Origin of the sequence: Flavobacterium sp. K5-23, assembly GCF_023278045.1 — a bacterium.
GTDB lineage: Bacteria > Bacteroidota > Bacteroidia > Flavobacteriales > Flavobacteriaceae > Flavobacterium.
Window position 1 is genome coordinate 3,195,965 of sequence record NZ_CP056783.1, and the last position, 25,301, is coordinate 3,221,265.

At 31.3% G+C, this 25,301-nt stretch carries 18 protein-coding genes; 13 read left to right on the forward strand and 5 right to left on the reverse strand.

The window, feature by feature from the left end; translation table 11 throughout:
- From FLAK523_RS13855 to FLAK523_RS13880, 6 genes are all read left to right on the forward strand, one after another.
- Entirely contained in the window at positions 1–630 is a 630-nt protein-coding gene (locus FLAK523_RS13855; protein WP_248904534.1) for a DUF998 domain-containing protein, read from the forward strand.
- Positions 623–1,012 carry a VOC family protein gene (locus tag FLAK523_RS13860; protein ID WP_248904536.1) on the forward strand — a complete coding sequence of 130 codons (390 nt, stop codon included), beginning with the start codon at positions 623–625 and terminating at the stop codon, positions 1,010–1,012. The genes FLAK523_RS13855 and FLAK523_RS13860 overlap by 8 nt, the downstream gene beginning before the upstream one ends.
- An 86-nt stretch (positions 1,013–1,098) precedes the next feature.
- Positions 1,099–1,638 carry a plasmid pRiA4b ORF-3 family protein gene (locus tag FLAK523_RS13865; RefSeq protein WP_248904538.1) on the forward strand — a complete coding sequence of 180 codons (540 nt, stop codon included), beginning with the start codon at positions 1,099–1,101 and terminating at the stop codon, positions 1,636–1,638.
- Between the two features lie 65 nt (positions 1,639–1,703).
- Positions 1,704–2,063 carry a four helix bundle protein gene (locus FLAK523_RS13870; protein ID WP_248904540.1) on the forward strand — a complete coding sequence of 120 codons (360 nt, stop codon included), beginning with the start codon at positions 1,704–1,706 and terminating at the stop codon, positions 2,061–2,063.
- Positions 2,064–2,113: 50 nt separating this feature from the next.
- Positions 2,114–3,172 (forward strand): nucleoid-associated protein, encoded by a 1,059-nt coding sequence (locus tag FLAK523_RS13875; RefSeq protein WP_248904541.1) that lies wholly within the window; start codon positions 2,114–2,116, stop codon positions 3,170–3,172.
- A gap of 642 nt (positions 3,173–3,814) precedes the next feature.
- Positions 3,815–6,184, forward strand: a complete 2,370-nt coding sequence (locus FLAK523_RS13880) for a GAF domain-containing protein (protein WP_248904543.1) — start codon at positions 3,815–3,817, stop codon at positions 6,182–6,184.
- Here FLAK523_RS13880 and FLAK523_RS13885 read toward each other — a convergent pair.
- On the reverse strand, positions 6,181–7,371 hold the full coding sequence (locus FLAK523_RS13885) for a Pycsar system effector family protein (protein WP_248904545.1): 1,191 nt from the start codon (positions 7,369–7,371) through the stop codon (positions 6,181–6,183). The genes FLAK523_RS13880 and FLAK523_RS13885 overlap by 4 nt on opposite strands.
- 25 nt (positions 7,372–7,396) lie before the next feature.
- Between FLAK523_RS13885 and FLAK523_RS13890 the strand changes: the two genes are divergently transcribed.
- Entirely contained in the window at positions 7,397–11,128 is a 3,732-nt protein-coding gene (locus FLAK523_RS13890) for a metallophosphoesterase (protein ID WP_248904546.1), read from the forward strand.
- On the opposite strand, the gene FLAK523_RS13895 is transcribed toward FLAK523_RS13890, so the two are convergent.
- Both FLAK523_RS13895 and FLAK523_RS13900 read right to left on the reverse strand, forming a co-directional pair.
- On the reverse strand, positions 11,111–11,989 hold the full coding sequence (locus FLAK523_RS13895) for a hypothetical protein (RefSeq protein ID WP_248904548.1): 879 nt from the start codon (positions 11,987–11,989) through the stop codon (positions 11,111–11,113). The two genes, FLAK523_RS13890 and FLAK523_RS13895, sit on opposite strands and share 18 nt — an antisense overlap.
- A gap of 36 nt (positions 11,990–12,025) precedes the next feature.
- The gene (locus tag FLAK523_RS13900; protein WP_248904550.1) at positions 12,026–13,090 is read right to left on the reverse strand and encodes a hypothetical protein; all 1,065 of its coding nucleotides are present in this window, start codon (positions 13,088–13,090) and stop codon (positions 12,026–12,028) included.
- A 345-nt stretch (positions 13,091–13,435) separates the two neighbouring features.
- On the opposite strand from FLAK523_RS13900, the gene FLAK523_RS13905 reads away from it, so the two are divergent.
- The 5 genes from FLAK523_RS13905 to FLAK523_RS13925 all read left to right on the forward strand — a co-directional run bounded on the left by FLAK523_RS13905 (position 13,436) and on the right by FLAK523_RS13925 (position 19,339).
- Positions 13,436–15,265, forward strand: coding sequence for a PAS domain-containing sensor histidine kinase (locus tag FLAK523_RS13905; protein WP_248904552.1), 1,830 nt, complete (start codon positions 13,436–13,438; stop codon positions 15,263–15,265).
- Entirely contained in the window at positions 15,255–15,656 is a 402-nt protein-coding gene (locus FLAK523_RS13910; protein WP_248904554.1) for a two-component system response regulator, read from the forward strand. Before FLAK523_RS13905 ends, FLAK523_RS13910 begins: the two co-directional genes overlap by 11 nt.
- A 67-nt stretch (positions 15,657–15,723) precedes the next feature.
- The gene (locus FLAK523_RS13915; protein ID WP_248904562.1) at positions 15,724–16,638 is read left to right on the forward strand and encodes an ABC transporter ATP-binding protein; all 915 of its coding nucleotides are present in this window, start codon (positions 15,724–15,726) and stop codon (positions 16,636–16,638) included.
- 4 nt (positions 16,639–16,642) lie between these two features.
- The gene (locus FLAK523_RS13920) at positions 16,643–17,479 is read left to right on the forward strand and encodes an ABC transporter permease (protein WP_248904564.1); all 837 of its coding nucleotides are present in this window, start codon (positions 16,643–16,645) and stop codon (positions 17,477–17,479) included.
- Between the two features lie 15 nt (positions 17,480–17,494).
- Entirely contained in the window at positions 17,495–19,339 is a 1,845-nt protein-coding gene (locus FLAK523_RS13925) for a T9SS type B sorting domain-containing protein (protein WP_248904566.1), read from the forward strand.
- A 229-nt stretch (positions 19,340–19,568) separates the two neighbouring features.
- On the opposite strand, the gene FLAK523_RS13930 is transcribed toward FLAK523_RS13925, so the two are convergent.
- Positions 19,569–20,105 carry an IS630 family transposase gene (locus FLAK523_RS13930; RefSeq protein WP_248902447.1) on the reverse strand — a complete coding sequence of 179 codons (537 nt, stop codon included), beginning with the start codon at positions 20,103–20,105 and terminating at the stop codon, positions 19,569–19,571.
- A gap of 97 nt (positions 20,106–20,202) precedes the next feature.
- Positions 20,203–20,664: a hypothetical protein gene (locus tag FLAK523_RS13935; protein ID WP_248904568.1), complete on the reverse strand. Its 462-nt coding sequence runs from the start codon at positions 20,662–20,664 to the stop codon at positions 20,203–20,205.
- A gap of 20 nt (positions 20,665–20,684) precedes the next feature.
- Here FLAK523_RS13935 and FLAK523_RS13940 point away from each other — a divergent pair, with 20 nt between their 5' ends.
- The gene (locus tag FLAK523_RS13940) at positions 20,685–25,043 is read left to right on the forward strand and encodes a T9SS type B sorting domain-containing protein (protein ID WP_248904577.1); all 4,359 of its coding nucleotides are present in this window, start codon (positions 20,685–20,687) and stop codon (positions 25,041–25,043) included.
- Positions 25,044–25,301 lie beyond the last annotated feature (258 nt).

Below are 25,301 nucleotides of genomic sequence, written 5' to 3' on the forward strand. Positions count from 1 at the left end.
ATGATTACATCTAAAGCATATTCAATTGGGATTACGGGAGTAGTTCTATTTGTACTAACAACTATAATAGGAACGTTTTTACATCCAAATTACAACAATTACTCACAATTCATAAGTGAATTATACGCGGTCGAAGCTCCAAATGCAGATTTAATTAGGTATTTAGGATACATTCCATCCGGGGTTTTATTTTTATTATTTTCATTTTTTGCAATAAAAGAAACCCCTAAATCTTCACTGAAAAATGCTGGCTTTATTGGAATCGGTTTAAGCTATGGATTAGGCACTATAATTTGTGGTTATTTCAACTGTGACATTGGTTGTAACCCTGAATTTATCAATCCTAGTTTATCTCAAATTATTCACAACCTTAGTGGTTTCCTTACTTATTGCATTGTTCCGGGTTCAATATTTCTAATTGCCATTAAATCTAGAAAATGGGAGAATGGAGTTCCTTTTTCAAATTGGAGTTATATACTTTCATTAGTGAGCTTTATTTTTGTTTTTATATTAAATACAAATCTAAATTCCCCTTACAAAGGACTAATACAAAGAGTCATCGAAATTAGTATTCTGTTTTGGATTGTACTATGCGCTTTTTATATAAAAAAACAATTCAATAATGCTTGAACTTTATAAGATCCACCATACTGCTATCATTTGTTCTGATTACCCTAAGTCTAAACATTTTTACACTGAAATCTTGGGTTTGGAAATCAAACAGGAAATTTATAGAGAAGAACGAGATTCTTATAAATTGGATTTGTCTTTGAACGGAATCTATGTTCTTGAACTTTTTTCATTCCCAAATCCGCCTAAAAGAACTTCAAGACCGGAAGCAACAGGATTACGTCATTTAGCATTTGAAGTGAATGATATTGAGAAAAATCGGGATTTATTAATCTCAAACAACATTTCATCTGAAACGATTAGAGTTGATGAACATACAGGCAAACGTTTTTTCTTTATTTCAGATCCAGATGATTTACCGATAGAGTTTTACGAGAAATAGTCAAAAATCTTATCAACAAATCACATTTCTTAAAACTATATCTAAAATTAAATTTTACCTTTGACCTTTCATTAAAAACAAAGATTATGGTTTACAAGTTCAGAGTAATTCTAGATGCAGAAGAAGATATTTTTAGAGATATTGCAATACTTGAAGAAGACACTTTAGAAGATTTACACAATGCAATTTTCAATTCTTTTGGGTTTGATGGTATGGAAGTAGCTTCTTTCTATACTTGCGATGAAACCTGGAATCAAGAGGATGAAATTCCGCTTTTCGACACTGGAGACGTTATCGGCGAAACTAAAACGATGAGCGATTATGCACTATCGGACATATTAGACAAAGAAAACAACAAAATCATATACGTTTACGATTTCATCAATATGTGGACTTTCCTTGTTGAACTTGCAGCTATTGAAGATCAAGTTGCAGGAAACATTTATCCAGAAACTTTGTTCTCACACGGGGAAATGCCTGATGAGGCAATGGAAAAAAACTTCGAAGCTGATAATGCAGATGATTACAACGATGAATTTGAAGATGGTCTAGATGAGGATGACCTAGATATGTTTGAAGGAGACGACAGTTTTGAGGATTATGGATTTGAAGAAAATTGGAATTAGATATTTAAAGTATCAAAGGGGCAGAGTTTCAGAGTTTCAAAGATTATAGCTGTTATAAAAAATATATGGGAACATTTAGAGATTTATTAATATGGCAAAAATCAATGGTACTCGTTACAGAAATTTACGCTTTGTCTAACAATTTTCCAAAAGACGAAATTTATGTACTTACCTCTCAATTGCGACGAAGTGCAATATCAATCCCTAGCAACATTGCTGAGGGTTACGGAAGAAACGGAAACAAAGATTATTTGAAATTTTTAAATATTGCTGTAGCATCATTATTTGAAATGCAAACGCAACTTGAAATTGCTTTTAATCTAAAATATATTAACCAATTACAATTTAACAAAACATACGAAGATAGCAGAGAAGTAGAAAGAATGATAAGTTCTTTTTGTCGAAAAATTAAAACGGAATTATAATCGTTTTTTTTTAAAACTCTGAAACTCTGAAACTTTGAAACTCACTACTAATGATCAACTTATTCAACACACACATTGAGACGCTTTCCATTCATCGCGTTGGGAACAAAAGTCGTAATGAAGCCATCTTTTTATCAGAGCAACCTTTTAGTCTTAATGATGAAATTGTACCTCTTATGAAAGAGTTTTTCTTGAAACCATTTCGAGAAAAAGAGGAGAACTATTTTCAGTTTGCACATGAAGTTGATTTAGATTACAATGATATGTACAAATATGCCACTGAGATTTTTGAAAATCCAGGAAGCATACATGAAGTTTCAAAAAACATAACCAAACATTTATACGAGCAGTCAAACCATCCACATATCAAGAATGGTGAAGTTTATATTACTCATCTTACTAATGTAAATATCGACAACAATGTTGTAGATGCTATTGGGATTTTTAAAAGTGAATTACAAGCTGACTTTTTACAATTTGAAGAAAAAGGAACGCATTTAGATATGATCTTACAACAGGGAATTAATCTTAACAAACTTGATAAAGGTTGTATCATTTTTAATTTCAAGAAAGAAGAAGGTTATAAAATCCTGACCGTTGATAGCAATCGTTATGATGCAAGATATTGGTTAGAGCATTTTCTTTCGGTAGATGCATTTGAAGATGAAAATTTCATCACTAAGAAATATTTGAAATTTTGTCAAGGTTTTGCCAAAGATGTTGTTTTCCCTGCTGAAGATAAAAAAGAGGAAGTAATGTTTATGAACCGTTCCGTAAATTACTTTGCTAAAAACGACCAATTTGAAGAAACTAATTTCTTAAATGAAGTTCTTGACAATCCTGATTTAATCCCTGAATTTAAAAACTATAAAGTTGATAAAGGAGAGAAATACAGCATTGAAGATGTCACTTCGTTTCCTATCGCAAATGCTGCAGTAACTGACGCAAGAAAGTCAATTAAAAACGTAATCAATCTAGACACACATATCCAGATTAAAATGGATTTCATCAACCCAGAAAGCGCAGAGAAATTTGTGGAAAAAGGTTGGGATGAAGAAAAACAGATGTACTACTATTTAGTTTACTTCAACAAAGAAGAGAAGTCATAATCTCTTAAAATAAAAAACACAATCCCCAATTACAAAATGTAGTTGGGGATTTTTTTATGGAAAATTTTGACCATTAAACAAGCAGGGAATAAAATCCTTTAAACGAAAGCTATATCCTACTTATTGATTATTTTAATGCTTTTAATCGATTATTTATGTTTTTAATACGTTAATATTGTATTTTCGAAGTCCCAAATTTACCGTAAACAAACTGAGTATAAACAATTTAAAAAAAGAATCCTTCTAAAATTAATGTTATCATTTTTACATTAAATAAAAATATTAATTCTCACTTAAATATATAGAGATGCTTATACTACTAATGATCCATTGTATTCATCTTTTAAAAAGGCGAATGAATTACAAAGCAAGTTTAATATCTATTTACAAATAAGTTTTTAATAAAACTTAGCATGTAATTTTATTATCTATTTTACATTGAACCTAAAAGCGATATTCTAATATATCCTTACCATAAAGATTTCCCCAAATCTAATTATTGAATACCAACCTTAAGAACATTTTCCAACTCCAACTACTGAAAATAGTTGGAGTTTTTTTTTTGTTAATTTTACATTCCGCTTTAAAACCTGAAAACTGAGTAAGTTTATTTGTAAATTTACATTCTAATAAAGTTTCAAAATGAACACCAAATTATTCAAAGAAAGTCCTTTTAAAACCCAAATTTCATTCCATAAACTGATTGAATCTTTGGAGCAAATTGCATTGACTGATGTTGATTATCGTTCTAATTATGCAAAAGCATTACTGAAGGAAATTGAACCTATACCGGAATTCAGGTCGGGAATTGAAGATTTTTCAGTCATTGAGAAAAACGAAACGCTTATTAAATATTTATTAGCTGACTTGTTCCCAACGGCATTGACAAATAATGAAATAAAAGCAGTTACAATTCCTTTTCAAAATTTAACGTTTAACTATTCCGAAAGGTTTCGAAAAATATTAAAAGATGCTGGAGGTACTTTTGATATGACTATAAGAGATTTTGATAAACATCAGTTTTATATAATGAGTTGTAGTATGATATTAAATTCCTACTACGGTCAACATTTAGATTTTAGCAAACCCTTGTTTTATGATATTCCAGATTCAAATGGTATTCTAAAACACTATCGTATTTTATACAATGCTGATTTTATAGAAATCACACCAACAGAGAATGCTCTTTCACTAACCCCTGATGACATCGATTTATTGATGGACAATTATGATGATATTGATTTATGGAAAGAAAAATTTCCGGTAGATAGTTGGATTTTAAAAGGTTTTGGGATTGTAATTTTATTTGATGCTTCAGTTGAAAATGCAGTTTCAAACTTAAAAACAAACCTTCTTAAAAACGAAACAGAACAGGCACAAATCAATACAGACATCAATACTATTTTTCGCTCTATCTTTAAAGTACCTGATTTAAGAGTAGGATTTATGGTTTACAATCAAGAGGAAAGTAAATTCACAAAACCACCTTATGAGAAAGGGGACCTAGAAAGTTTTGTTCTCCTTGGCATAGATGAAGTAGATTGTAAAAATGAAATATTTGGTTGTTCCCTAGAGCGAATACTAGATGCTAAAAAACCTTTTTCAATTTCGAATACTGCAAAATTTGCTCAGATTCCTGGAAATGAAAAACTTGGAAAACAGTTGCTTAAACAAGGAATTCAAAGTTGTATCTTAGCGCCAATAGTAAAAAACGATATCCTTTTAGGAATTATAGAATTAGTGTCTTCTAAACCTAGGGAATTAAATAGTATCAATGCTAACAATCTTGATTTAATCTTACCTTATCTGGTTGATACTATGGAAAGATACAATATTGATATGCAACATCAAATTGAGGCTATAATTCAGAGAGAATACACTACTATTCATTCAAGTGTCAATTGGAAATTTAGAAAAGAAGCACAAAAATATTTTCAGACCCAAAAGAAAAACAAAGATTATATATTTAAAGAAATTGTATTCAAAGATGTTTATCCATTATATGGACAAATCGATATCAAAGGTTCGTCAGATCACAGAAATAAAACAGTGAAAACAGATTTAAAAAATCAGTTAAAAACTTTGTTGGAACTTTTTGACCATTTAAAAGAAAACACCGCACTTCCATTATTAGAACAAAGAAAATTTGAACTACATTCGTATTATAATGATTTGGAATTTGAATTAAAAGCAGACACGGAGCAGCAAATTCAAAATTACATCCAAAAAGAAATACATCCAATATTAAGAAATTCAAAACCAGAGAAAGATATTCAAAATCAAATAGATGCCTATTTGGAGCAATTAGATATTAAAACGGAGATGTTATATCATTCCCGAAAGGATTTTGATGATGCAATGTCTAAAATAAACAAGAAACTAGCCGCTATTCTTGACAAAGAACAAGCTGAGGCACAAAATATTTTTCCGCATTATTACGAAAGATTTAAAACTGACGGTGTTGAACACAATCTCTATATAGGAGCATCAATAACACCTGCGCAACCGTTTGATCTTATGTATCTAAGTAATCTAAGATTATGGCAGCTTCAAACCTTATGCAAAATGGAACAGGAACACTTCCAGTTAAAATCAACTTTACCCTATAAACTGGATGTTACCTCATTAATATTAGTTTTTAGCTCCCCTATTTCAATCCGATTTAGAATGGATGAAAAACGATTTGACGTTGATGGAACATATAATGCCAGATACGAAGTGGTAAAAAAACGTATTGACAAAGCACATATTAAAGGGACGAAAGAACGCATTACCGAAAAAGAAAAAATAACTATCGTTTATTCGAATAATAAAGAAGAAACAGAGTATTTAAAATACATTAAGTTCTTGCAATTTAAGAATATCTTAGAACCCAACATAGAGAAATTTGAGGTTGAAGATTTACAGGGTGTGTCCGGTTTAAGAGCCATTCGAGTAAAAGTGGTCAACGTAAAAAAAGACACTACTTCACCAAATTACACATATAAAGAATTATTAGATGAATTGAATTAAACTCTTCCTGCATTGAAAGCAATTACAAATGCTATCACTGATATGATTATTCCTATCATAAAAATGTTATAAGTTATTCTCAACAATCTATATTTTTTCTCTAAAACTACACCTAGAAAATACAAATCCTTAATCATTGAATTATAAAGATAATTTCTATCCTTCATCATCTCATTGATTGCCCATTCATACTCTTCGAGAGGCATTTTATAAAAGTTCCCAAAAAAAAGTAAATTCACTTTTCTTTCATCAATATCCTGTTTGCTGAAAGTACCGCTGGTAACTTTAGGACGTGTCGAAAGAATGGCAAATATAATCGAGACAACACTAAACATTAACATTATAAACGTTGGGTAAATTAAATGTGCATTATTAGGACTATCTAATTTAGGGATTAAAGAAGAAAGTGCTATTGAAATAATTATTGCATTTACTGAAAGTAGGATATTCGCTTTACTATCTGCAATACCGCTTAAACGCGTATGATTATTCAAGGTTACTCTAAATAAAGTATCAATCCCGCGCTCAGGTTTAATTTCTTTATTCTTCTTTTTCTTCTTGTCACTTGTAGCTAAGTGCTCTATAGTACCATCTTCCATCATTTTTATAGAATTCTGTATTTGCATTATATTTTTTTCTTTCAAAATTTGCCAGTTATTAATCGCATAGTCCGTATAATACATATGACATTGAGACAACTCACATAAATTAACCTTCGCCCATTCTAAGTCGGCATATTTTTTATCTTGTGTGTTTTCCCATTCCTTTCTCAACAACTCACATATTTCTAGATAAGAATCACTGGCAAAATGAGAATAATCAGCATCTTTAATGATTTTTTCCAGAATACTTTGAGGTTCATAATTATAAGTAGTTGCTGTAATTAAAGTGGCAACCTTATTAATATAGTCGTCCGTTTTTCCCTTAGTGCTTAAAAAATCAGAGGCAAATTGTATGCTACAACTTTCATGCTCATTACAACCACTTATATAACCTGTATCGTGAAACCATGTAGCAATTAACAATGTCTCTTTGTCTGATTCACTTAAGTTTTCTGATTCAGAAAGAATAATTGCAGCTTTAACTACTTCAGAAGTGTGAGTGAAATTATGGTAGGTATATGCTATGGAAAGTTTATCTTTGAGTAAATTAAAGACAAAATCTTCGGCTTGATCAATAAGATTCATAAACAAATTTTTATACTACTAAATTATGAAATTGTTTTCGGAAAAACGTTTTATCCTAAACAAAATGCATTCTTGCATCTTCCTAATACTCATATTGCTACAATCCTGCGCGACTCATCATGCACAATATGGAAACAAAACAGCACAAGCAGAACCTCAAAATGAATTAGATACTTTAAAAATTGCACACACTTTCTTTTTAATAGGAGATGCGGGAAATACTGACGAAGGTGATTCCAGAAATACGCTATCACTACTTCATTCAAAATTAGAAATAGCAAAAAAAAACAGCACGCTTTTATTCCTTGGTGATAATATTTACCCAAAAGGAATGCCCGGCAAAGATACCCCAAAAGAACAACTTATTGCTGAAAAGAAGTTAACGAATCAATTGGACTTATCTCAAGGTTTTAAAGGAAAAACCATTTTTATTCCAGGAAATCACGACTGGTACAACGGAATTAAAGGACTGGAACGACAAGAGAAATTTGTTACTGAATACCTAAAAGACAAAAAATCTTTTTTACCAAAAAATGCATGCGCAATAGATGACATAAAAATAAATGATCAAGTAATCCTGATCACAATTGACAGTCAATGGTTCCTGCAAGACTGGGAGAAAACACCAACAATAAATGACAATTGCGATATAAAAACTAAAGAAGGTTTATTTGAAGAATTAGAAAGCCTCTTAAATAAAAATCAAGATAAAATCGTCATTCTGGCGTTACATCATCCCTTAATGACTAATGGAAGCCACGGCGGCCATTACTCCTTAAAAAAGCAGTTATTTCCGTTAGGCAATAAAATTCCGCTTCCCGTTTTAGGATCTATTCTTAATTTTATTCGAAAAACATCCGGAATAAGTCCGCAAGATCTTCAAAACAAGCAGTACACTATTTTAACAAAACGCATTAAAACATTACTGCAAACCCAAGATAATGTAATTGTCGTATCTGGTCACGATCATAATCTACAATTCATAGAAAATGAAAACATAAAACAAATTATAAGCGGAGCCGGTTCAAAATCAGAAGCAGCAAAAGCAGTGAATCCAAATGATTTTACTTATGGTCGAAATGGTTTTGCAACTTTAAACGTATTTGAAAACGGTGCGGTACAATTGAATTTTATTGGAACTGAAAAAAAAGAAGAAAAAATACTTTTTAAGAAAACTATTTTAGATTCAAAAATAAAAATAGATAGCAACTACTACCCTACTACTTTCCCTTCTTCAACAAAAACAACTATATATTCTACTGAAATGACTTCTAAATCAGGAATTCATAATTTTATTTTTGGAGAACATTATAGAAAATATTACTCACTTCCTATCGAAGTTAAAACTGCTGTTTTAGACACTCTTTTTGGAGGTTTAACACCAAAACGTGCTGGTGGAGGACATCAATCAAAATCATTACAACTAATTGATAAAAACGGAAAAGAATACGCCATGCGTGCGATAAAAAAAAGCGTTTCTCGTTTTTTACAGTCTGTTGCTTTTAAGGATCAATTTGTTGAAGAAGAATTTAAAAATACATATGCTGAAAATTTTCTTTATGATTTCTATACAACTTCTCACCCATACACTCCTTTTGCAGTGGGGAATTTGGCAGATAAAATAGGTGTTTCTCATAGCAATCCCGTTTTATATTACATCCCGAAACAAAAAGCATTGGAAGAATACAATACTTCTTTTGGGAATGAATTGTATATGCTGGAAGAAAGACCATCTGATGGACAAAAAGACTTGAAGAGTTTTGGATATCCAGACACAATAATCAGCACAGATGATTTATTAAAAAAACTTCAAAAGGATGAAAAATACAGTGTTGATGAACCATCCTATATAAAAGCGAGATTATTTGATATGCTTATTGGCGATTGGGACAGACATTATGATCAATGGCGCTGGGGAGAATATAAAGAAGGGGACAAAATCATTTACAAGCCTATTCCGCGAGACAGAGATCAAGCATTTTCAAAATATGATGGTGCATTGCTTGCTGTTTTAATGAATATTCCCGCTTTACGCCACATGCAGACTTTCAAAAATGAAATCAAAAATGCAAAATGGTTTAATAGGGAACCGTATCCTTTAGACCTTGCTTTTCTCAAAACTGCAACAGAAGCAGACTGGGTAAATCAAGCAAGATATATCCAAGAAAACCTTTCGAACGAAGATATTGACAATGCTTTTAATAACCTTCCCACAGAAGTTCAAGATGAAACGATTGAAAGCATTAAGCAAAAATTAAAAATTCGAAAAAAAGATTTAGAAACCTATGCTTCTATATATTATAAAGTTTTACAGAAAACAGTTTTAATTGTCGGAACAAATAAAAAGGACAAATTCATTATCAATCGAATTTCCAATAACAATATTGAAGTTGCCGTTTATAGAATAAAAAAAGAAGGAGATGAGTTAGTCTATAAAAAAGAATTTACTAGTTCTAAAACCAAAAATCTATGGATATATGGTCTTGATGATGATGATGAGTTTGATATAAAAGGGAACACGAATTCAAAAATTAATATTCGTTTAATAGGTGGTCAAAACCATGACATTTATAAAGTAGAAAATGGAAACCGAATTAAAATTCATGATTTCAAGTCTAAAGAGAATACGTTTAACATTGACTCCAAAACTAAAAAACAGTTAACTGATAATTACGAAACGAATCTTTACGATTATAAAAAGCCAAAATACAATTCGTTTTCAGGATTACCGATGCTGGGTTTCAATCCTGATGACGGTGTTAAAATTGGTATTATTGCAAACTACATCATTAACAAATTTAGCCAAAACCCTTATACACAAAAACACACATTAAAAGCTAATTATTATTTTGCTACAGATGGTTTTGAATTAATTTATGATATACATTCTCCAAAATCAATAGGGAAATGGGATTTCAATTTGGAAACCCGATTTACAAGCCCTAATTTTTCGATTAATTATTTTGGATACGGGAATGAAACCTTAAATGATGATGATGCTTTTGGAATGGATTACAATCGAGTGCGTATTGCTATGCTAAAAATAGCACCGCAGTTTAAAAAAATCGGAAGACTTGGAAGTGAGTTCCAAATCCAAACATCATTTGAAAATATTGAAATTGACCAAACACCCAATCGATTTATAAGCCTTTCAAACACGGTAAATCCAATAGTTTTTGAAAGGCAACAATTTGCAGGCACGACACTAAAGTACAGTTATGATAATTATGATAACCCTTCGCTTCCTACTTTAGGAATGGGATTTTCGCTTGCCGGTAGTTGGAAAATTAATTTAAAAGAGACAAACCGAAATTTCACCACGCTGGAAGCCAAACTTAATTTTAATCATAAAATAGATAGGGACGGAAAAATTGTATTGGCTACTTTATTAAAAGGAAAAGCGATACTGAACAATAATTTCGAATTCTATCAAGGGGCCACATTGGGTGGGGATTATGATTTAAGAGGATTTAGAAACGAACGTTTTTTAGGGAATAAATCTTTTTTTCAAAGTAGTGATTTGCGTTTTACAATTGGAAAAATAAGAAAAAATTTGATCCCTATGTCGTACGGTCTTTTTGGCGGATATGATTATGGCCGAATTTGGCTTGATGGCGAAACATCAGATATGTGGCATCAATCTGTTGGTGGTGGATTATGGCTAAATGGACTAAATATAGTCACTGCAAGAGTCGCGTTTTTTAAGAGCACTGATGATGATGCAAGAATTAGCTTTGGATTAGGGTTTGGATTTTAGTTTATTGATATTAATTTCATAAAGTTTACCTCCTGTTTTTTTAACTCTTTCATCGGCAATCAATAAAGTTGTATTGTCTTTAAAACAGATGGCCTCCTTTTGAGAATAATGTTGTAATTCTATTTCGGTCTTAGTTCCCGAGAGGAAATCATCGGAGGAGAAATTTTCGAAAAGCCAAATTTTGCTGTGACTCAAAAGAACAACTTTGGTTTCGTCAGGACTTATTGCGGCACTTGTAATTGCGCAATTATCATAATCAGAACAAGTCTTAAATTCCCCAATTAATTGTGCTTTATGCATTCCAGGAGCATTAGGAACTTTATAAATAAAAACTGTTCCATCATAACCTTTACTTCTGTTTTTGGTAAACAAATAGAAATTATTTTTAAACTCAAAGAAACCTTCGACATCATAAAACAACCCTTTCTTTTTTGGAGGAAATTGTATCTGTTCAGGGTAATCAAATGCTATTTTATAAACTGGAACCGCATTATTGTTTACTAGTGAAGTTTTGTCAATTTTATAAATGCATAAATCCGTTCTAATATTGTCATTGTTGCCAAAATCCCCTATGTATAAATTCCCTTCTCTGTCCTTTGTAATATCCTCCCAGTCAATATTCAAAGTATTGTCAATGGTAATATCCTTTTCAATTTTACCCGTAGAATTTAAGCCATAAATTTTGTTTTCATTACCGCTATCTTCTAGCGTCCATAGTAATTTTGAAGTTGTAGAATAGCTAATTCCAGAAACTTCTTTTAAGCTCTTAGGTAATGTATAAATAGTGACAATTGAATTACTGTCTTGCTTACATGACAACAATAAAAAAATTGAAGAAAATAAAAAAAGGTGGTTTTTCATATTCGAAAAAAAATAAAAACAATCAAAGAATATTTACTAAAAACCGGGTCTAAATAAATTGGCATTCTTAAAGTTTCTTGTTACAAATCTAAAAGCCGCACTCAATACATTACCCATTCGTTTTGCATTTTTAAAATTTAGATCATTTGTATACCGATATAAATCCATTTTTAATTGTTCTACATGCTCGTCAGGAGCAATAAGATCGTTCCCCATGATTTTCAATAATCTTTTGATACGTGTTTCGGCAGAAAGAATCCTTTTGGCCAAAGCGGAACGTTCCTCGTTTTTATATTGTTCAACAGAACTTTCTTGTAATTTATCTTTGACCAATTTCACCATAGGGTAATTCTCTTTAAAGAACTGGGGACGGTATATTTTGAAGTTTCCTTCGTAACATTGCTGATCAAAATCGATAGGACGTATTTTATAAACCACTTGGTCAAAATCATGTATTGGCACAATAACATAATTATATGCCCGCATATCTCCTAAAAGCCGAATCATACAACGTTCATTAAACTTAACAAACTCCTTAGCAATTTGAGATTTTTCAGTTTCATTACATTCTTGAAGTAACGTTTCAATGAATACATCTCCAGGAATTCCTATTATATGCTCTTCAATTAAAGTATCTTCGTAAACCAAAAAATTAATCTTATCCGGAGACAGAATGTGCTCTAATTCGAGTCCATAAATACGGGAAGCATCTGCTTTTTTAATATAGAAATGAACATAATTATCATTAAGAATATTTCTTACTTTTATCCTAAAGGGCTTAGAATTCCCAAAAGTGCAATAATCTATCGCATCAACATTCAAAAATTTAATTGTCTCTGAATTACCGTCTGAATGTAAAAGTGTATAGATTTTTTTTAAATTCAAATCAATTTCATTCCTTTCAAATTCATTATAAAAGACCCTAGCCCATAAAGTATCCTTGTCCTGTTTATCATAAACGTTAATCGCACCTGAAAAACGTAATAAATCATCGTAACAAATAGAAACTTTTGAGATACGATCAAACCGTTCCAAATATTCAAAAAGAGATTTATTTATAGGATAGGATGGTTTTTTAAAAAGTATTGACGAGTCACTCATATTATATGCATTTATTGCAAATTTACATTAATTTAAGGGGAAACTTACTCAAAACAAAAACAACTTGTTTTTAATAGACCAATTTTTACAAAATTACAACTGTCATAAAAATATAAATTGAACAATTAAAAAGCCAAACTTAATACAGTAAGAAAAATTCTATTTTAAAATAAATTTCTTTGTTTCAAATAAACACAATAACAACTAACAACCAGTAACTTACCGTTTTATCAAAGACGAAAAAATAAATTAACATACATAATATTGTCCAAAAAAAGTAGTCGAGAATATAATTGTTTTAAATTTGAATGCCACGAAGAAACATCTTTTACCCTATTACCTACTATGACAAATAAGCATGAAATCTATATTAATGCGGCCAAAACCGCTAAAATTGGTATTTGGGAAGTAAACTTAGAAACTGATCAGGTTTATTGGGACACCGTTACAAAATGCATTCTTGAAGTATCCGAAGATTTCAAGCCATTTAGAGGTTATGCAAATAATTTTTTCCCAGAAGGTGAAATTAGGGAACAATTCAAAATGCATATAAAAAAAGCAATTGAAGAAGGGATTTCATTTGAAGAAAAATTCCAAATTATAACGGCTAAAGACAACATTAAATATGTAAAATGCATCTGTCGGGTAGAATTCAAAGATACTAAAGCTACAAGAATATTTGGTTCTTTTCAAGATATTACAAAAGAACAGAATCTGATAAATAAACTCGAACTAAGTGTTGAAAAATTCTCTTCGGTTTTTTCCAGTGCAAATGATGCCATCCTTATTATTGACTCTACAACTGGAATTATTACGGACTGTAATTCCAGATTCTATGAACTTACTGAATACAACTGCTCCGAAATAATAGGGTTACACAATTTCGAATTATTCCCGGTAAACAAAAGAAAAGAGATTAAAATATTCTTGGCAAATCAATTAAATAAAGACGACTACTTTGTAAAAGAGACTTATCTAAAATCAAAATTCGGAAAAATAATTCCTGTGGAAGTTGCATCCGGAAAGAAATTTACAGTTAAAAACAAAGCTTATTTAGTCTGTTTTTTTAGAGATATAAGTGAACGTAAAAATGCAGATGAAAGTTTGAATATGTTGTCACTTGTTGCTTCTGAAACAACAGATGCCATTATTATTGCAAATCCTGAGGGAGAAGCTCTTTGGGCTAATAAAGCTTACTTAAAGCTTACAGGGTTTAATATGGCTGAAATACTAAACAAAAAAACGGGTTACTTATTGAAAGGCCCAGAAACAGATTTAAAAACTTTTGATGAAATAAGAGAAGCTGTTAAGGATAAAAAAGATTTAAAAAGTATCATACTCTATTATAATAAACAAAAAGAGAATTTTTGGTTTGAATTCAATATTACACCTGTATTTGACAAAAAAGGGAACTGTACTAAATTCATATGTGTAGGTAGAGACGTAACATCAGCGAAAGAAAAGGAATTAGAACTCAAAAGAATATTAGAAGTATCTAGTCAACAAAATAATAAACTTTTTAATTTTTCCCATATCGTTTCACATAACATCCGTTCTCATGTTAGTAATCTATCTATGGTTTTGGATGTTATGGAAAATACTGAAGATATAAATGAAAAATTCTCTTATATCGATATGTTTAGAGAAGGAACCGAAAAATTGTCTGAAACTATTGAGTATTTAAATGAAATCATCACAATCCAGAAAAACACCAATATAGAAAAAAAGAATATTCGATTGAAAGATGAAATCGAAAAAACAAAAATGGCATTGAGATTAATCCTTTTGGAAAGTCAAATAGAAATAATTCATACTATCCCAGATAATCTAACTGTGAGTGTTATTCCTGCTTACTTAGACAGTATATTACTTAATTTATTTACAAACGCGGTAAAATACAAATCTCCTGAGCGAAAAGCTGTTTTAGAAATTGGTTATGAGGTCAATGAACATTTCACAATTATAAGTTTCAAGGACAATGGGTTAGGAATAAATTTAATTAAAAACGGGCATAAAATATTTGGAATGTACAAAACATTTCATGGAAATGAAGACGCGAGAGGAATTGGGTTATTTATTACTAAAAACCAACTTGAGGTCATGAATGGAAAAATCGAAGTTGAAAGTCAGGAAGGACAAGGTTCCATCTTTAAAATATTTATAAATGAAAAATAAGATGACCTATATTATCGACGATGATAAATTGACGGTAAAATTAATGAGTATGATCATTTCAAAAAGTAATTTTTGCGAAGAAATAGTTACTTTTTTTAATCCACAACTTGCTTTAGATGAACTGAGAAAAAATTGTAATGATCCATTAAATCTACCTGATGTTATCTTACTTGACTTAAATATGCCCATTCTGGATGGTTGGCAATTTCTAGATGAATTTATATTAATACCAATAAAAAAAGAAATTGCAGTTTTTATTGTTACTTCCTCAATTGACCCCGTGGATATTGAAATGGTAAAAAAATATGTTGCCGTTAAAAACTATATATTGAAACCTATTAATGCTGAAAAATTAAAAGCTGCTACAGAATTAATTAGTATTTCAAACTAATTTCAATTTTAGAAGTAACAATTTCCGTACTTGTTCGTCATATAGAAAAGCTAAAAAAACGAACATTTTGGAAACCATCCTTTCAATTAATAATCTCAACAAACGCTACGGCAGTTTACAAGCCCTAAAAAATGTATCCTTCGAAATAAAAAAAGGATATGTTTATGGTATTCTTGGACCAAACGGAAGTGGTAAATCAACAACTTTAGGAATCGTATTGAATGTGGTGAATAAAACCTCAGGAGAATACAAATGGTTTGATGGAAAAATACAAACACATGATGCCTTAAAAAAGGTTGGAGCAATTATCGAAAGGCCTAATTTCTATCCCTACATGACGGCTGAGGAAAATCTAAAATTGGTTTGTAGAATTAAGAGTATTGATTATTCAAAAATTCAGGAAAAACTGGAATTAGTAGGTCTAATCGATAGAAAAGACAGTAAGTTTCGCACTTTTTCATTAGGAATGAAGCAGCGTCTAGCCATAGCTTCTGCCTTGTTAAACGATCCCGAAATATTAATTCTTGACGAACCTACAAATGGTTTAGACCCACAAGGAATTCATCAGATTAGAGATATTATCAGACAAATAGCTTCTCAAGGAACCACTATTCTACTCGCTTCCCATTTATTAGATGAAGTTGAAAAAGTGTGCTCCCATGTTTTAGTTTTAAGAAAAGGGGAGATTTTATATTCTGGACCAGTTGACGGAATGACTTCAAACGAAGGTTTCTTTGAAGTACAAGCAACAGATACTGAAAATCTTATCCAAATTTTAAAAACACATCCTGCTACAGAAAATATTGTCAATGAAGAAGGAAAAGTTTTTGTCTATTTAAAAAGCCCTTTAGAAGCATCAGAATTGAATGCTTTCTTATTTGAAAACAATATAAGCCTGAATCATTTAGTAAAACGTAAAAATAGTCTGGAAGAACAATTTTTAGAGTTAACAAACAATATAAAACCAGCACTAAAGGACTAAAAATATGAAAAGATTACTTTCTATCGAATTACAAAAAATCTGGTTAAACAAAGCCAGTCGAGTTCTAACTTTAACTTATTTCATTTTGCTTTCTTTCATTGCGTTGATAGCATCAATAAAATTTGACATTGGTTTTTTTAAATTTCATCTTGCCGATATGGGAATTTTTAATTTCCCATTTATATGGCATTTTAATACTTATATAGCTGCTTGGTTAAAATTTTTCCTAGCGATTGTAATCGTATCAATGATGGCAAATGAATATAGTTACGGAACTTTAAAACAAAACCTGATTGATGGTATGAGTAAAAAAGAATTCATTTTATCAAAGTTTTTAACCGTATTATTATTTGCTTTTGTTTCGACCATTTTTGTTTTTATAATGAGCTTACTTTTAGGATTAAGTTTCTCATCCTATACTGAAACAAGTATTATATTTTCTGATTTAGAGTACTTAATTGCCTTTTTTGTAAAACTTGTTGGTTTTTTCTCCTTCTGTTTATTTCTTGGAATACTGGTAAAACGTTCCGCTTTTGCACTTGGGTTTCTATTGGTTTGGAGTATTGTAGAAGGTATCGCAAAGGGTATATTGACATTCAAAATTTTTCCGGACAGTGACATTCCTTCTTATATTACACAGTTTTTCCCCTTGGAATCCATGTCAAATTTAATTTCGGAACCATTTACACGTTTGTCTGTGGTTAAAAACATTGGTACACAAATAGGGGTTGATGGTATTAAAGATTATGATGTTCATTTTTCGGCTATTATTATCGTCCTATTATGGTCATTATTTTTTATGTTTTCATCATACAAACTACTAAAAAGCAGAGATTTGTAATACCTTTGTAAGGTTATGACAGATAAAAATACTTTTTTATACAGTCTGTTTTTATGTATCATCGCAAATCTCTTAAATGCACAATCAATAAATATTGATGATACTAAAAACGCAATTGATCTTGTTAAGATATTAACAAACAATAGCGCTTGTCTAAATGTTTCTGGTGAAAACACTAAAGGCGATACAACAATTCCTGTAAAAAACAGTTTTGGATCTTTTGATAATAATGGAGGTAGTTTCCCATTAACAAATGGAATTGTTTTGAGTACTTGGGCAAGTAAGAATTCTATAGGTCCATTTACTAGGATTCAAGGAGGCGGAACAACATTATGGAAAGGTGATGCAGATTTGGACGCGGCATTAGGAATAGCATCTGTAAATGCAACAGTTTTAGAATTTGATTTTACTCCGCTAACTAATTTCATAAGTTTCAATTACATTTTTGCTTCTAATGAATATCAGGATAATTATCCTTGTCGTTTTTCTGACGGATTTGCTTTTTTAATACGCGAATTTGACTCAACAACTTATAAAAACATAGCAGTACTTCCTGGTCAAATACCTGTTTCATCTATAAATGTACGTCCACTAATTCCTGCCTTAACTCCTCCCTATCCTCTTGGACTAAATGGATGCGCTGCAAAAAACGAATCTTATTTTGATAGATTAAATACAAGCCCAACATATACAAGCCCAATAAACTATAGCGGCCAAACTAAAATTCTGAACGCACAAACGGCTGTAATAGCCGGAAAAAAATACCACATAAAACTAGTTATAGCAGATGATGTTATCGATACTTATGATTCAGCTGTTTTTATAGAGGGAGGTAGTTTTTCTTCAAAAATAGATTTGGGTCAAGACCAATTAATTGCAACCAATAACCCTATTTGTTTTGGAGAAGCCATCACACTTAATACTAATCTCCCTGGTCTTCACCAATGGACAAGAACTGATTCAAACGGAACAACTCTTCTTCCTGAAACAAGTTCTTCTTTAGTCATCCAAGAAGCTGGCGTTTATAAAGTAGAAACTACTGTAGCGGCGGGTTGTACCGTTACAGGAATAATCAAAATAGAATATGCAACCGAGATACTACTGAAAGATACTTCACTGATAAAATGTGATGATAATGGAGCTGCTTTTTTTGACTTGACCAAAGCAGAAGCCACCATCAAAAATGGTGATTCAAGTTTGATATCTATCGAATATTATGAAACGCAAACCGGGACTGTATTATCAGATCGTATTACAAACCCAACATCATTCATAAAAACAGGTTTGACGGACCAAAAAGTTTATGTAAAAGTGACCAGCAAAACATATGGCTGCACTGAAACGGCTACTATTAACTTACAAACTATTACTAGCATTAAATCATCTACAATTCTATTAACAATCCCCATAGTAAATAATTTTTCAGGCAATGCTAATTCAGTTCAATTGATACCTCCATCGATAACTGGGACTTATGATTATTCTTTGGATGGGAAAAATTACCAATCATCTCCTTTCTTTACTGGATTAGCTGTTGGAAATTACACAGCTTACATAAGAGACTATGGGACTTGTGAGTATTTGACATTTCCAATTACCATACTTGATTACCCCCGTTTTTTTACTCCAAACGGTGATGGTTTTAATGATTTATGGAAAATCAATAATCTTGAAATATACCCTAATGCCACAATTACTATATATGACCGTTACGGCAAACTATTAAAACAATTAAACGCAAACAACTCTGGTTGGAATGGCACTTTTAATGGGAATCTCTTACCCGCAACAGATTATTGGTTTAACCTAAAAATTAATTCTGAAAAAGAAATAAAAGGCCATTTTTCGTTAAAAAGATAGAACTATTTTTATTAATTTTAGCGCATGAAAAAAATAGCATATCTTTTCTTTACATTTTTGTCGATTTCATGTTTTGCCCAATTTAGCAAAACACATTATATCCCACCAATTGGGGGGGCTGATATACAATCTGCACAAGAACAATATTTATACATTTCTTCACCTAGTAGTACTCCTGTTAATTTTACAATAAATATTATAGGAAAAAATATTATACCAAACACATGTATTATATGGCCCAAATTTTATCTAAAAATACATAGCTATATCCACAGATACTCATTACCTCTTTTTTGCTTGTAGCTTTTACGACATTAGTAATGAAATCTTCTACATCTTCCAATGAATTATAAAATTTATTAGAAAATTCTCGTTTGTATTTTGCCCACATTTTTTCAGCGGGATTAAGTTCTGGACTATATGGTGGTAGAAAAACCAAAACAATATTTTCAGGAATGATTAATTTTTTTGCCTTATGAAACCTTCCATTATCCAGCACCATTATTTTGAGTTCTTTCGGATTTTCCTTTGAGAAATTATCTAAAAAAACTTGAAAATTATCAGCGTTGCAATGTGGGAGTATTAATTGAAAATGGTCTCCAGTTATGGGCGAAAAAGCTCCAGAAAGCCAAGTTGATTTAAAAACTTGTTGGAAAGCACAAATCGGCTTAACACTAATAGCAGTAACTGATTTTCCGTTTCGAGTGAACAAACCAAAACGCGATTCATCTTGAAAATACAAGTTTACAGAGTCAAAATCACCCACCGTATTTAGTGCTATTTCTTGACAGATTCGTCCGAAGTCTTTTTAAAAGAGATTCCCTGATCTTCGTCTTTTTTGACATGACTTTTGCGGGCTACTTTTACACTTGATTTAAAATTCCTGATGCAATAATAAAGCAACGTATTGTAATTGAAAGTCTTCCTGATTCTTTTTCAATCCAATCTTTAAGCTCAACATAGCCTTGAAGTCCATTTTGAGGGTCGTTGAGTTTTGTTTCCAACATATTGTGTTCAATAGCATTAAAAGCCGACGGCTTAAAACCTGTTTTTTGATGCTTCATCAAACCCTCAATTCCAGAATTAAGGTATAATGTCCTCCAATTCTGAACGCTATTAGGGTCAACCACAGCTAATTTAGCAACCTCACGTTTAGAAATCCCTACTTTTTCGTTTTGCTTCAAAATCAGCAGAACTCTCAAACGTTGACCAATAAACGGAATAGATTGTTTGAGCAGATTTTTTATTTCTTTTTCGGTTTCCTTAATTACCAAAATTTTTGCATGCGCCATGATTACTTTTATAATATAGTCCAAATATAACATAAAAAAACCAATTATCAAAATTGGTATATATTATATTTTCGTTTGGTATTATTAATGGAACAGTAACAAGAAGTATCCCATATAGGTTAGATATTGGTTACGGAACAAACACAAACCTAATTGTAAATGAAGCAAATATTAGTTACCCATTAAACGACAAAGGGTTTATAATTGAAGCCGAAGAACAAGTTTATGCATCTATTAGATTGAGAGCAGGTGGAGGTAATCAAGCTGGAGGATTAATATCAAAAGGTATTGCTGGTTTGGGAACTCAGTTTAGAATTGGTTCCCTTATAAATACCGATTTTACTACCAACACCACTTTTCTTACATTTATTTCTGTGTTAGCGACAGAAAATAATACTACTATAAATTTTAGTGACATAAAAAATGGAGTGGCATTATTAAACAATCCCGGTGGCAACAACCCCTTACCGATTATTTTAAATAGAGGCGAAAGTTATACATTAGCCGCAAAATCTACAACTTTAACTTCTCCAAATAGAAATGGACTAATAGGCTCGTTAGTCAGTTCCGATAAACCAATTGCAGTAAACTGTGGTTCATTTGTAGGTTCAAATGGAACAAGCGGAGGAGTGGATTTAGGATTTGATCAAATTGTTTCAGCTGAAAGAACTGGCAAAGAATATATTTTTGTTAAAGGCCCAAGTACAATTAATGTAATAGAAAAACCTTTATTAATTGCTCATGAAAACGACACAAAAATATTTTTAAATGACAACACCAATACTCCAGATTACATTTTAAACGCTGGTCAATATCTAGCTCTAGATGGATCTAACTATAGTCCTTCTGGAAATTTATATGTAAAAAGCAACAAAAACATATTTGCTTATCAAGGAATTGGTGGAAATACACAAGCCAACCAAGAAATGTATTTTGTCCCGCCATTAAGTTGTGAAACACCAAACATTATAGATAATATACCGTTTATTGATAATGTTGGAGACTTTCAATTTACAACAAATAATGGTGTAAATATAGTTACAGAAACAGGTGCTGATTTAAGTTTTATATTAAACGGAATCAATTATACATATGCAACTTTACCTTCTTCAGTAACTGCTCAAGGACCATTTGATGTTATTGGTAATACAGCTTATAAAACCTATAAAATAACAGGATTGTCTGGAAACATTTCTGTATTCTCAACAAAACAATTATATCTCTCCTACTTTGGCTCAAATGTCAATGCTACTCATGGAGGTTATTATTCTGGATTTACTTTTAAACCTGATGTAAGTTTAACCAAATTAGATATATCTTCTTCTAATTGCATTCCAAATATTATTTTAGGCTCTAGTTCTATTTCCTCATTTGATAAGTACAAATGGTTTTTTAACGACTTTGAGTTAACTGGACCAGAATCTGAATTACCTAGTTACCGTCCAACTCAGCCTGGTTATTATCATTTATCGGCTACTATTTCTGCTTGTGGAACTACATTAATATCAGATAGAATTCCAGTGAGCAATTGTCCTACTAATATGGATAATGACTTGGCTAATGATAACATTGATATCGATAATGACAATGATGGTATCACAAACTGTACAGAATCTTATGGTAACCAAAACATAAATATTTCGAATTTAAATTCTGGAAGTATTTCAGTCAATAGTTATTCGAATAGCTTTAACGGAATTCTTTCTAATTCAGCTGTATACAGCCCTACTCCATTTATTGGACAAACAGATGGAAGTTTTATAACAGAAATTCCTGCTGGTAAATTGAATTCAGTATCTTATCTTATGTCTTTTAATAAACCCATAAGTATCGGAATGGAGTATATAACAACTGCCAATACTACTGATTTATTGAATGCAGATGCTGAATATATTATAAATTCTGATATTGACAAAACCATTACAGTTTTAAATCCAAGTGACCAGTTATTGATTGACACTAATTATGATGGTATATACGAAAGCGGTATTACAGAATATTCTTCATTTGAAATACGTTTTAGGTTAAAAAGCGTAGTGCCTCTAGCGGCTGGAACTGGAAATTTTAAATTTCAAACTTACTTAACAAATTCAATCCGCATTACCCATAAAAACTTATCCGATACGGCTCCTAACAAATCAAGTTTCAAATTTTATGCAGTTTGCCTACCAAAAGATACTGATGGTGACGGTATTGCTGACCAATTAGATCTAGATAGTGACAACGATGGAATCCCAGATACTATCGAAGCACAAGGGACTAATGTGATTGCTTACACCTCTGTTGATTTAAACAAAGACGGGATGAGCGATGCTTTTGGAACAGGTTTTATCCCAAAAGATACTGACAATGACGTTTCAATAGGAGGCGTTCCTGATTATTTAGATTTAGATAGTGATAATGATGGTATTTACGATTTAGTTGAGTCTGGAAGCAATTCAATTGACACTAATAATGATGGTATTATAGACGGGCCAAAGAGTTCTTTTGGTACTAATGGACTATCATTATCTTTAGAAACCGCAAATGATTCGGGTACTTTGAATTATACAATACGTGATACAGATGGAGATGGAATAAAAGATTACAGAGAAATTGACAGTGATAACGATCTTTGCAATGATGTTATTGAGGCAGGTTTTCAAGATCCAAATAACGATGGATTACTAGGAAACAATCCTTTAACAGTAAATACTAAAGGAATCGTTACAAGTGGAACCGCATACAGTAGCCCCCATATAAATTACATTACGTCAGCACCTATTGTAATTACAACTCAACCTAAATCTTTACCAACTTGCGAGCTTGAGAATGCAAAAATATCCGTGGAAGATAATGGCGGAAACACATATCAATGGCAGGTTTCCACGAATGGTTCAACTTGGGTTAACATTAATAATAATGTTCTTTATTCTGGAGCACTATCTAATACTTTAATTATTACAAGAATACCTAACGCTATGAATGGTTATAAGTATCGTGTGATTTTAAACAAAATTGGCAATTCATGTGGTTTAATCTCTAATGAAGAAGTAATTACAATTCTTCCTTTACCAACCATAGTTTCACCTATTACATTAGTGCAATGTGATGATGATGCCGATGGTTATTCTAACTTTAATTTAACCGAAAAAAATAGTTTTATATCAACAAATTATTCAAATGAAACATTCACTTACTTTACTACACAACTAGGAGCAAATACTAACAGTACTATAACTAAAATAGCAAATCCCCTGACTTATAACAGTACAAATGGATCAGTTTGGGCTAGAGTAGAAAATTCAAATGGATGTTTTAGTGTAGCACAGCTAAATTTAGTTGTATCCACAACACAAATTCCAACAACTTATAAACGCACCTTTTCAGATTGTGATGATTATATAGATGTACAAAATGACGATAAAGATGGTATATCCACTTTTAATTTTAGTAGCGTCACTTCTGAAATTAAAACCCTTTATTTAGGATCGTCTTCTTCTTATACCATACACTATTATAGAAATGAAACCGATGCATTAGCGGAAGCTAATGAAATAACAAATACATCAAATTATAGAAACATAGGATATCCAAACCAACAGCAAATTTGGGTTCGTATTGAAAGCACTTTAGACAATGCTTGTTATGGTCTTGGGCCGCATATAACATTAACCGTGAATGCAAAACCAAATATAAATACCAATGATGACCATAACGATGACAATTTAGTTTGCTCTAATCTTCCTAGTTTTTATGTCCAACTTGATGCAGGAATAAATGATGGTTCGCCTACGAGTAATTACAGTTATATTTGGACCAAAGACAGCCAAGTTTTAATAGGACAAACACAACCTACCCTAGATGTAAATGCTATGGGGTTATATACTGTAGAAGTTAAAACTTTTTTTGGATGCAGTAGAATTAGAACCATAAAAGTAACTTCTTCAGATATCGCACATATAAGTACAATAAAAATTGAGGACCTTAATGAAAACAATTCAGTAACGATAAATGCTACTGGACAAGGTGAATATGAATATAGTATTGATTCTCCTTATGGTCCTTTTCAAAAATCTAACTTTTTTGAAAATGTATCCGCTGGAATCCATGAGGTATATATTATTGATAAAAAAGGGTGCGGAACTATAAGCAAATCAATCGCAGTAATTGGCGTACCTAAATTCTTCACACCTAATGGAGATGGATATAATGATTATTGGAATTTAAAAGGAGTAAATGCAAATTTCAATTCAAAATCAATCATTTATATATTTGACAGGTATGGTAAGCTTTTAAATCAAATTATTCCATCGGATACAGGATGGGATGGTACTTTCAATAGTCAACCTTTATCCTCTGATGACTATTGGTATACTGTAAAATTAGAAGATGGTAGAGAAGCTAAAGGACATTTTACTTTAAAAAGATAAACATAAGCTTAACAATATTTAAAATTCAAACTATAATTTTAATATCCTGATGTTATAAAATAAAAATCAGGATATTAATCTAATTATTACTAGAACTATTTATTATGAGTACCAGTCCCCGAGTTGATATTACTTAGGTTTAAAAACCTGAAATTTTGAATAAGTTTGTTTAACATCATATATGATTAATGCTATTATTATTAATAAAAATTAACACTTCAATACAACGCATAAAAAAAGCCATTCTTTCGAATGGCT

What these genes read in the sequence shown, in the direction of transcription:
- FLAK523_RS13935 (WP_248904568.1), bottom strand. Translation starts at nt 20,664, where the DNA reads ATGTTATATTTGGACTATATTATAAAAGTAATCATGGCGCATGCAAAA.
- FLAK523_RS13865 (WP_248904538.1), top strand. Translation starts at nt 1,099, where the DNA reads ATGGTTTACAAGTTCAGAGTAATTCTAGATGCAGAAGAAGATATTTTT.
- FLAK523_RS13905 (WP_248904552.1), top strand. Translation starts at nt 13,436, where the DNA reads ATGACAAATAAGCATGAAATCTATATTAATGCGGCCAAAACCGCTAAA.
- FLAK523_RS13885 (WP_248904545.1), bottom strand. Translation starts at nt 7,371, where the DNA reads ATGAATCTTATTGATCAAGCCGAAGATTTTGTCTTTAATTTACTCAAA.
- FLAK523_RS13910 (WP_248904554.1), top strand. Translation starts at nt 15,255, where the DNA reads ATGAAAAATAAGATGACCTATATTATCGACGATGATAAATTGACGGTA.
- FLAK523_RS13860 (WP_248904536.1), top strand. Translation starts at nt 623, where the DNA reads ATGCTTGAACTTTATAAGATCCACCATACTGCTATCATTTGTTCTGAT.
- FLAK523_RS13855 (WP_248904534.1), top strand. Translation starts at nt 1, where the DNA reads ATGATTACATCTAAAGCATATTCAATTGGGATTACGGGAGTAGTTCTA.
- FLAK523_RS13880 (WP_248904543.1), top strand. Translation starts at nt 3,815, where the DNA reads ATGAACACCAAATTATTCAAAGAAAGTCCTTTTAAAACCCAAATTTCA.
- FLAK523_RS13895 (WP_248904548.1), bottom strand. Translation starts at nt 11,989, where the DNA reads ATGAAAAACCACCTTTTTTTATTTTCTTCAATTTTTTTATTGTTGTCA.
- FLAK523_RS13870 (WP_248904540.1), top strand. Translation starts at nt 1,704, where the DNA reads ATGGGAACATTTAGAGATTTATTAATATGGCAAAAATCAATGGTACTC.
- FLAK523_RS13920 (WP_248904564.1), top strand. Translation starts at nt 16,643, where the DNA reads ATGAAAAGATTACTTTCTATCGAATTACAAAAAATCTGGTTAAACAAA.
- FLAK523_RS13925 (WP_248904566.1), top strand. Translation starts at nt 17,495, where the DNA reads ATGACAGATAAAAATACTTTTTTATACAGTCTGTTTTTATGTATCATC.
- FLAK523_RS13900 (WP_248904550.1), bottom strand. Translation starts at nt 13,090, where the DNA reads ATGAGTGACTCGTCAATACTTTTTAAAAAACCATCCTATCCTATAAAT.
- FLAK523_RS13875 (WP_248904541.1), top strand. Translation starts at nt 2,114, where the DNA reads ATGATCAACTTATTCAACACACACATTGAGACGCTTTCCATTCATCGC.
- FLAK523_RS13890 (WP_248904546.1), top strand. Translation starts at nt 7,397, where the DNA reads ATGAAATTGTTTTCGGAAAAACGTTTTATCCTAAACAAAATGCATTCT.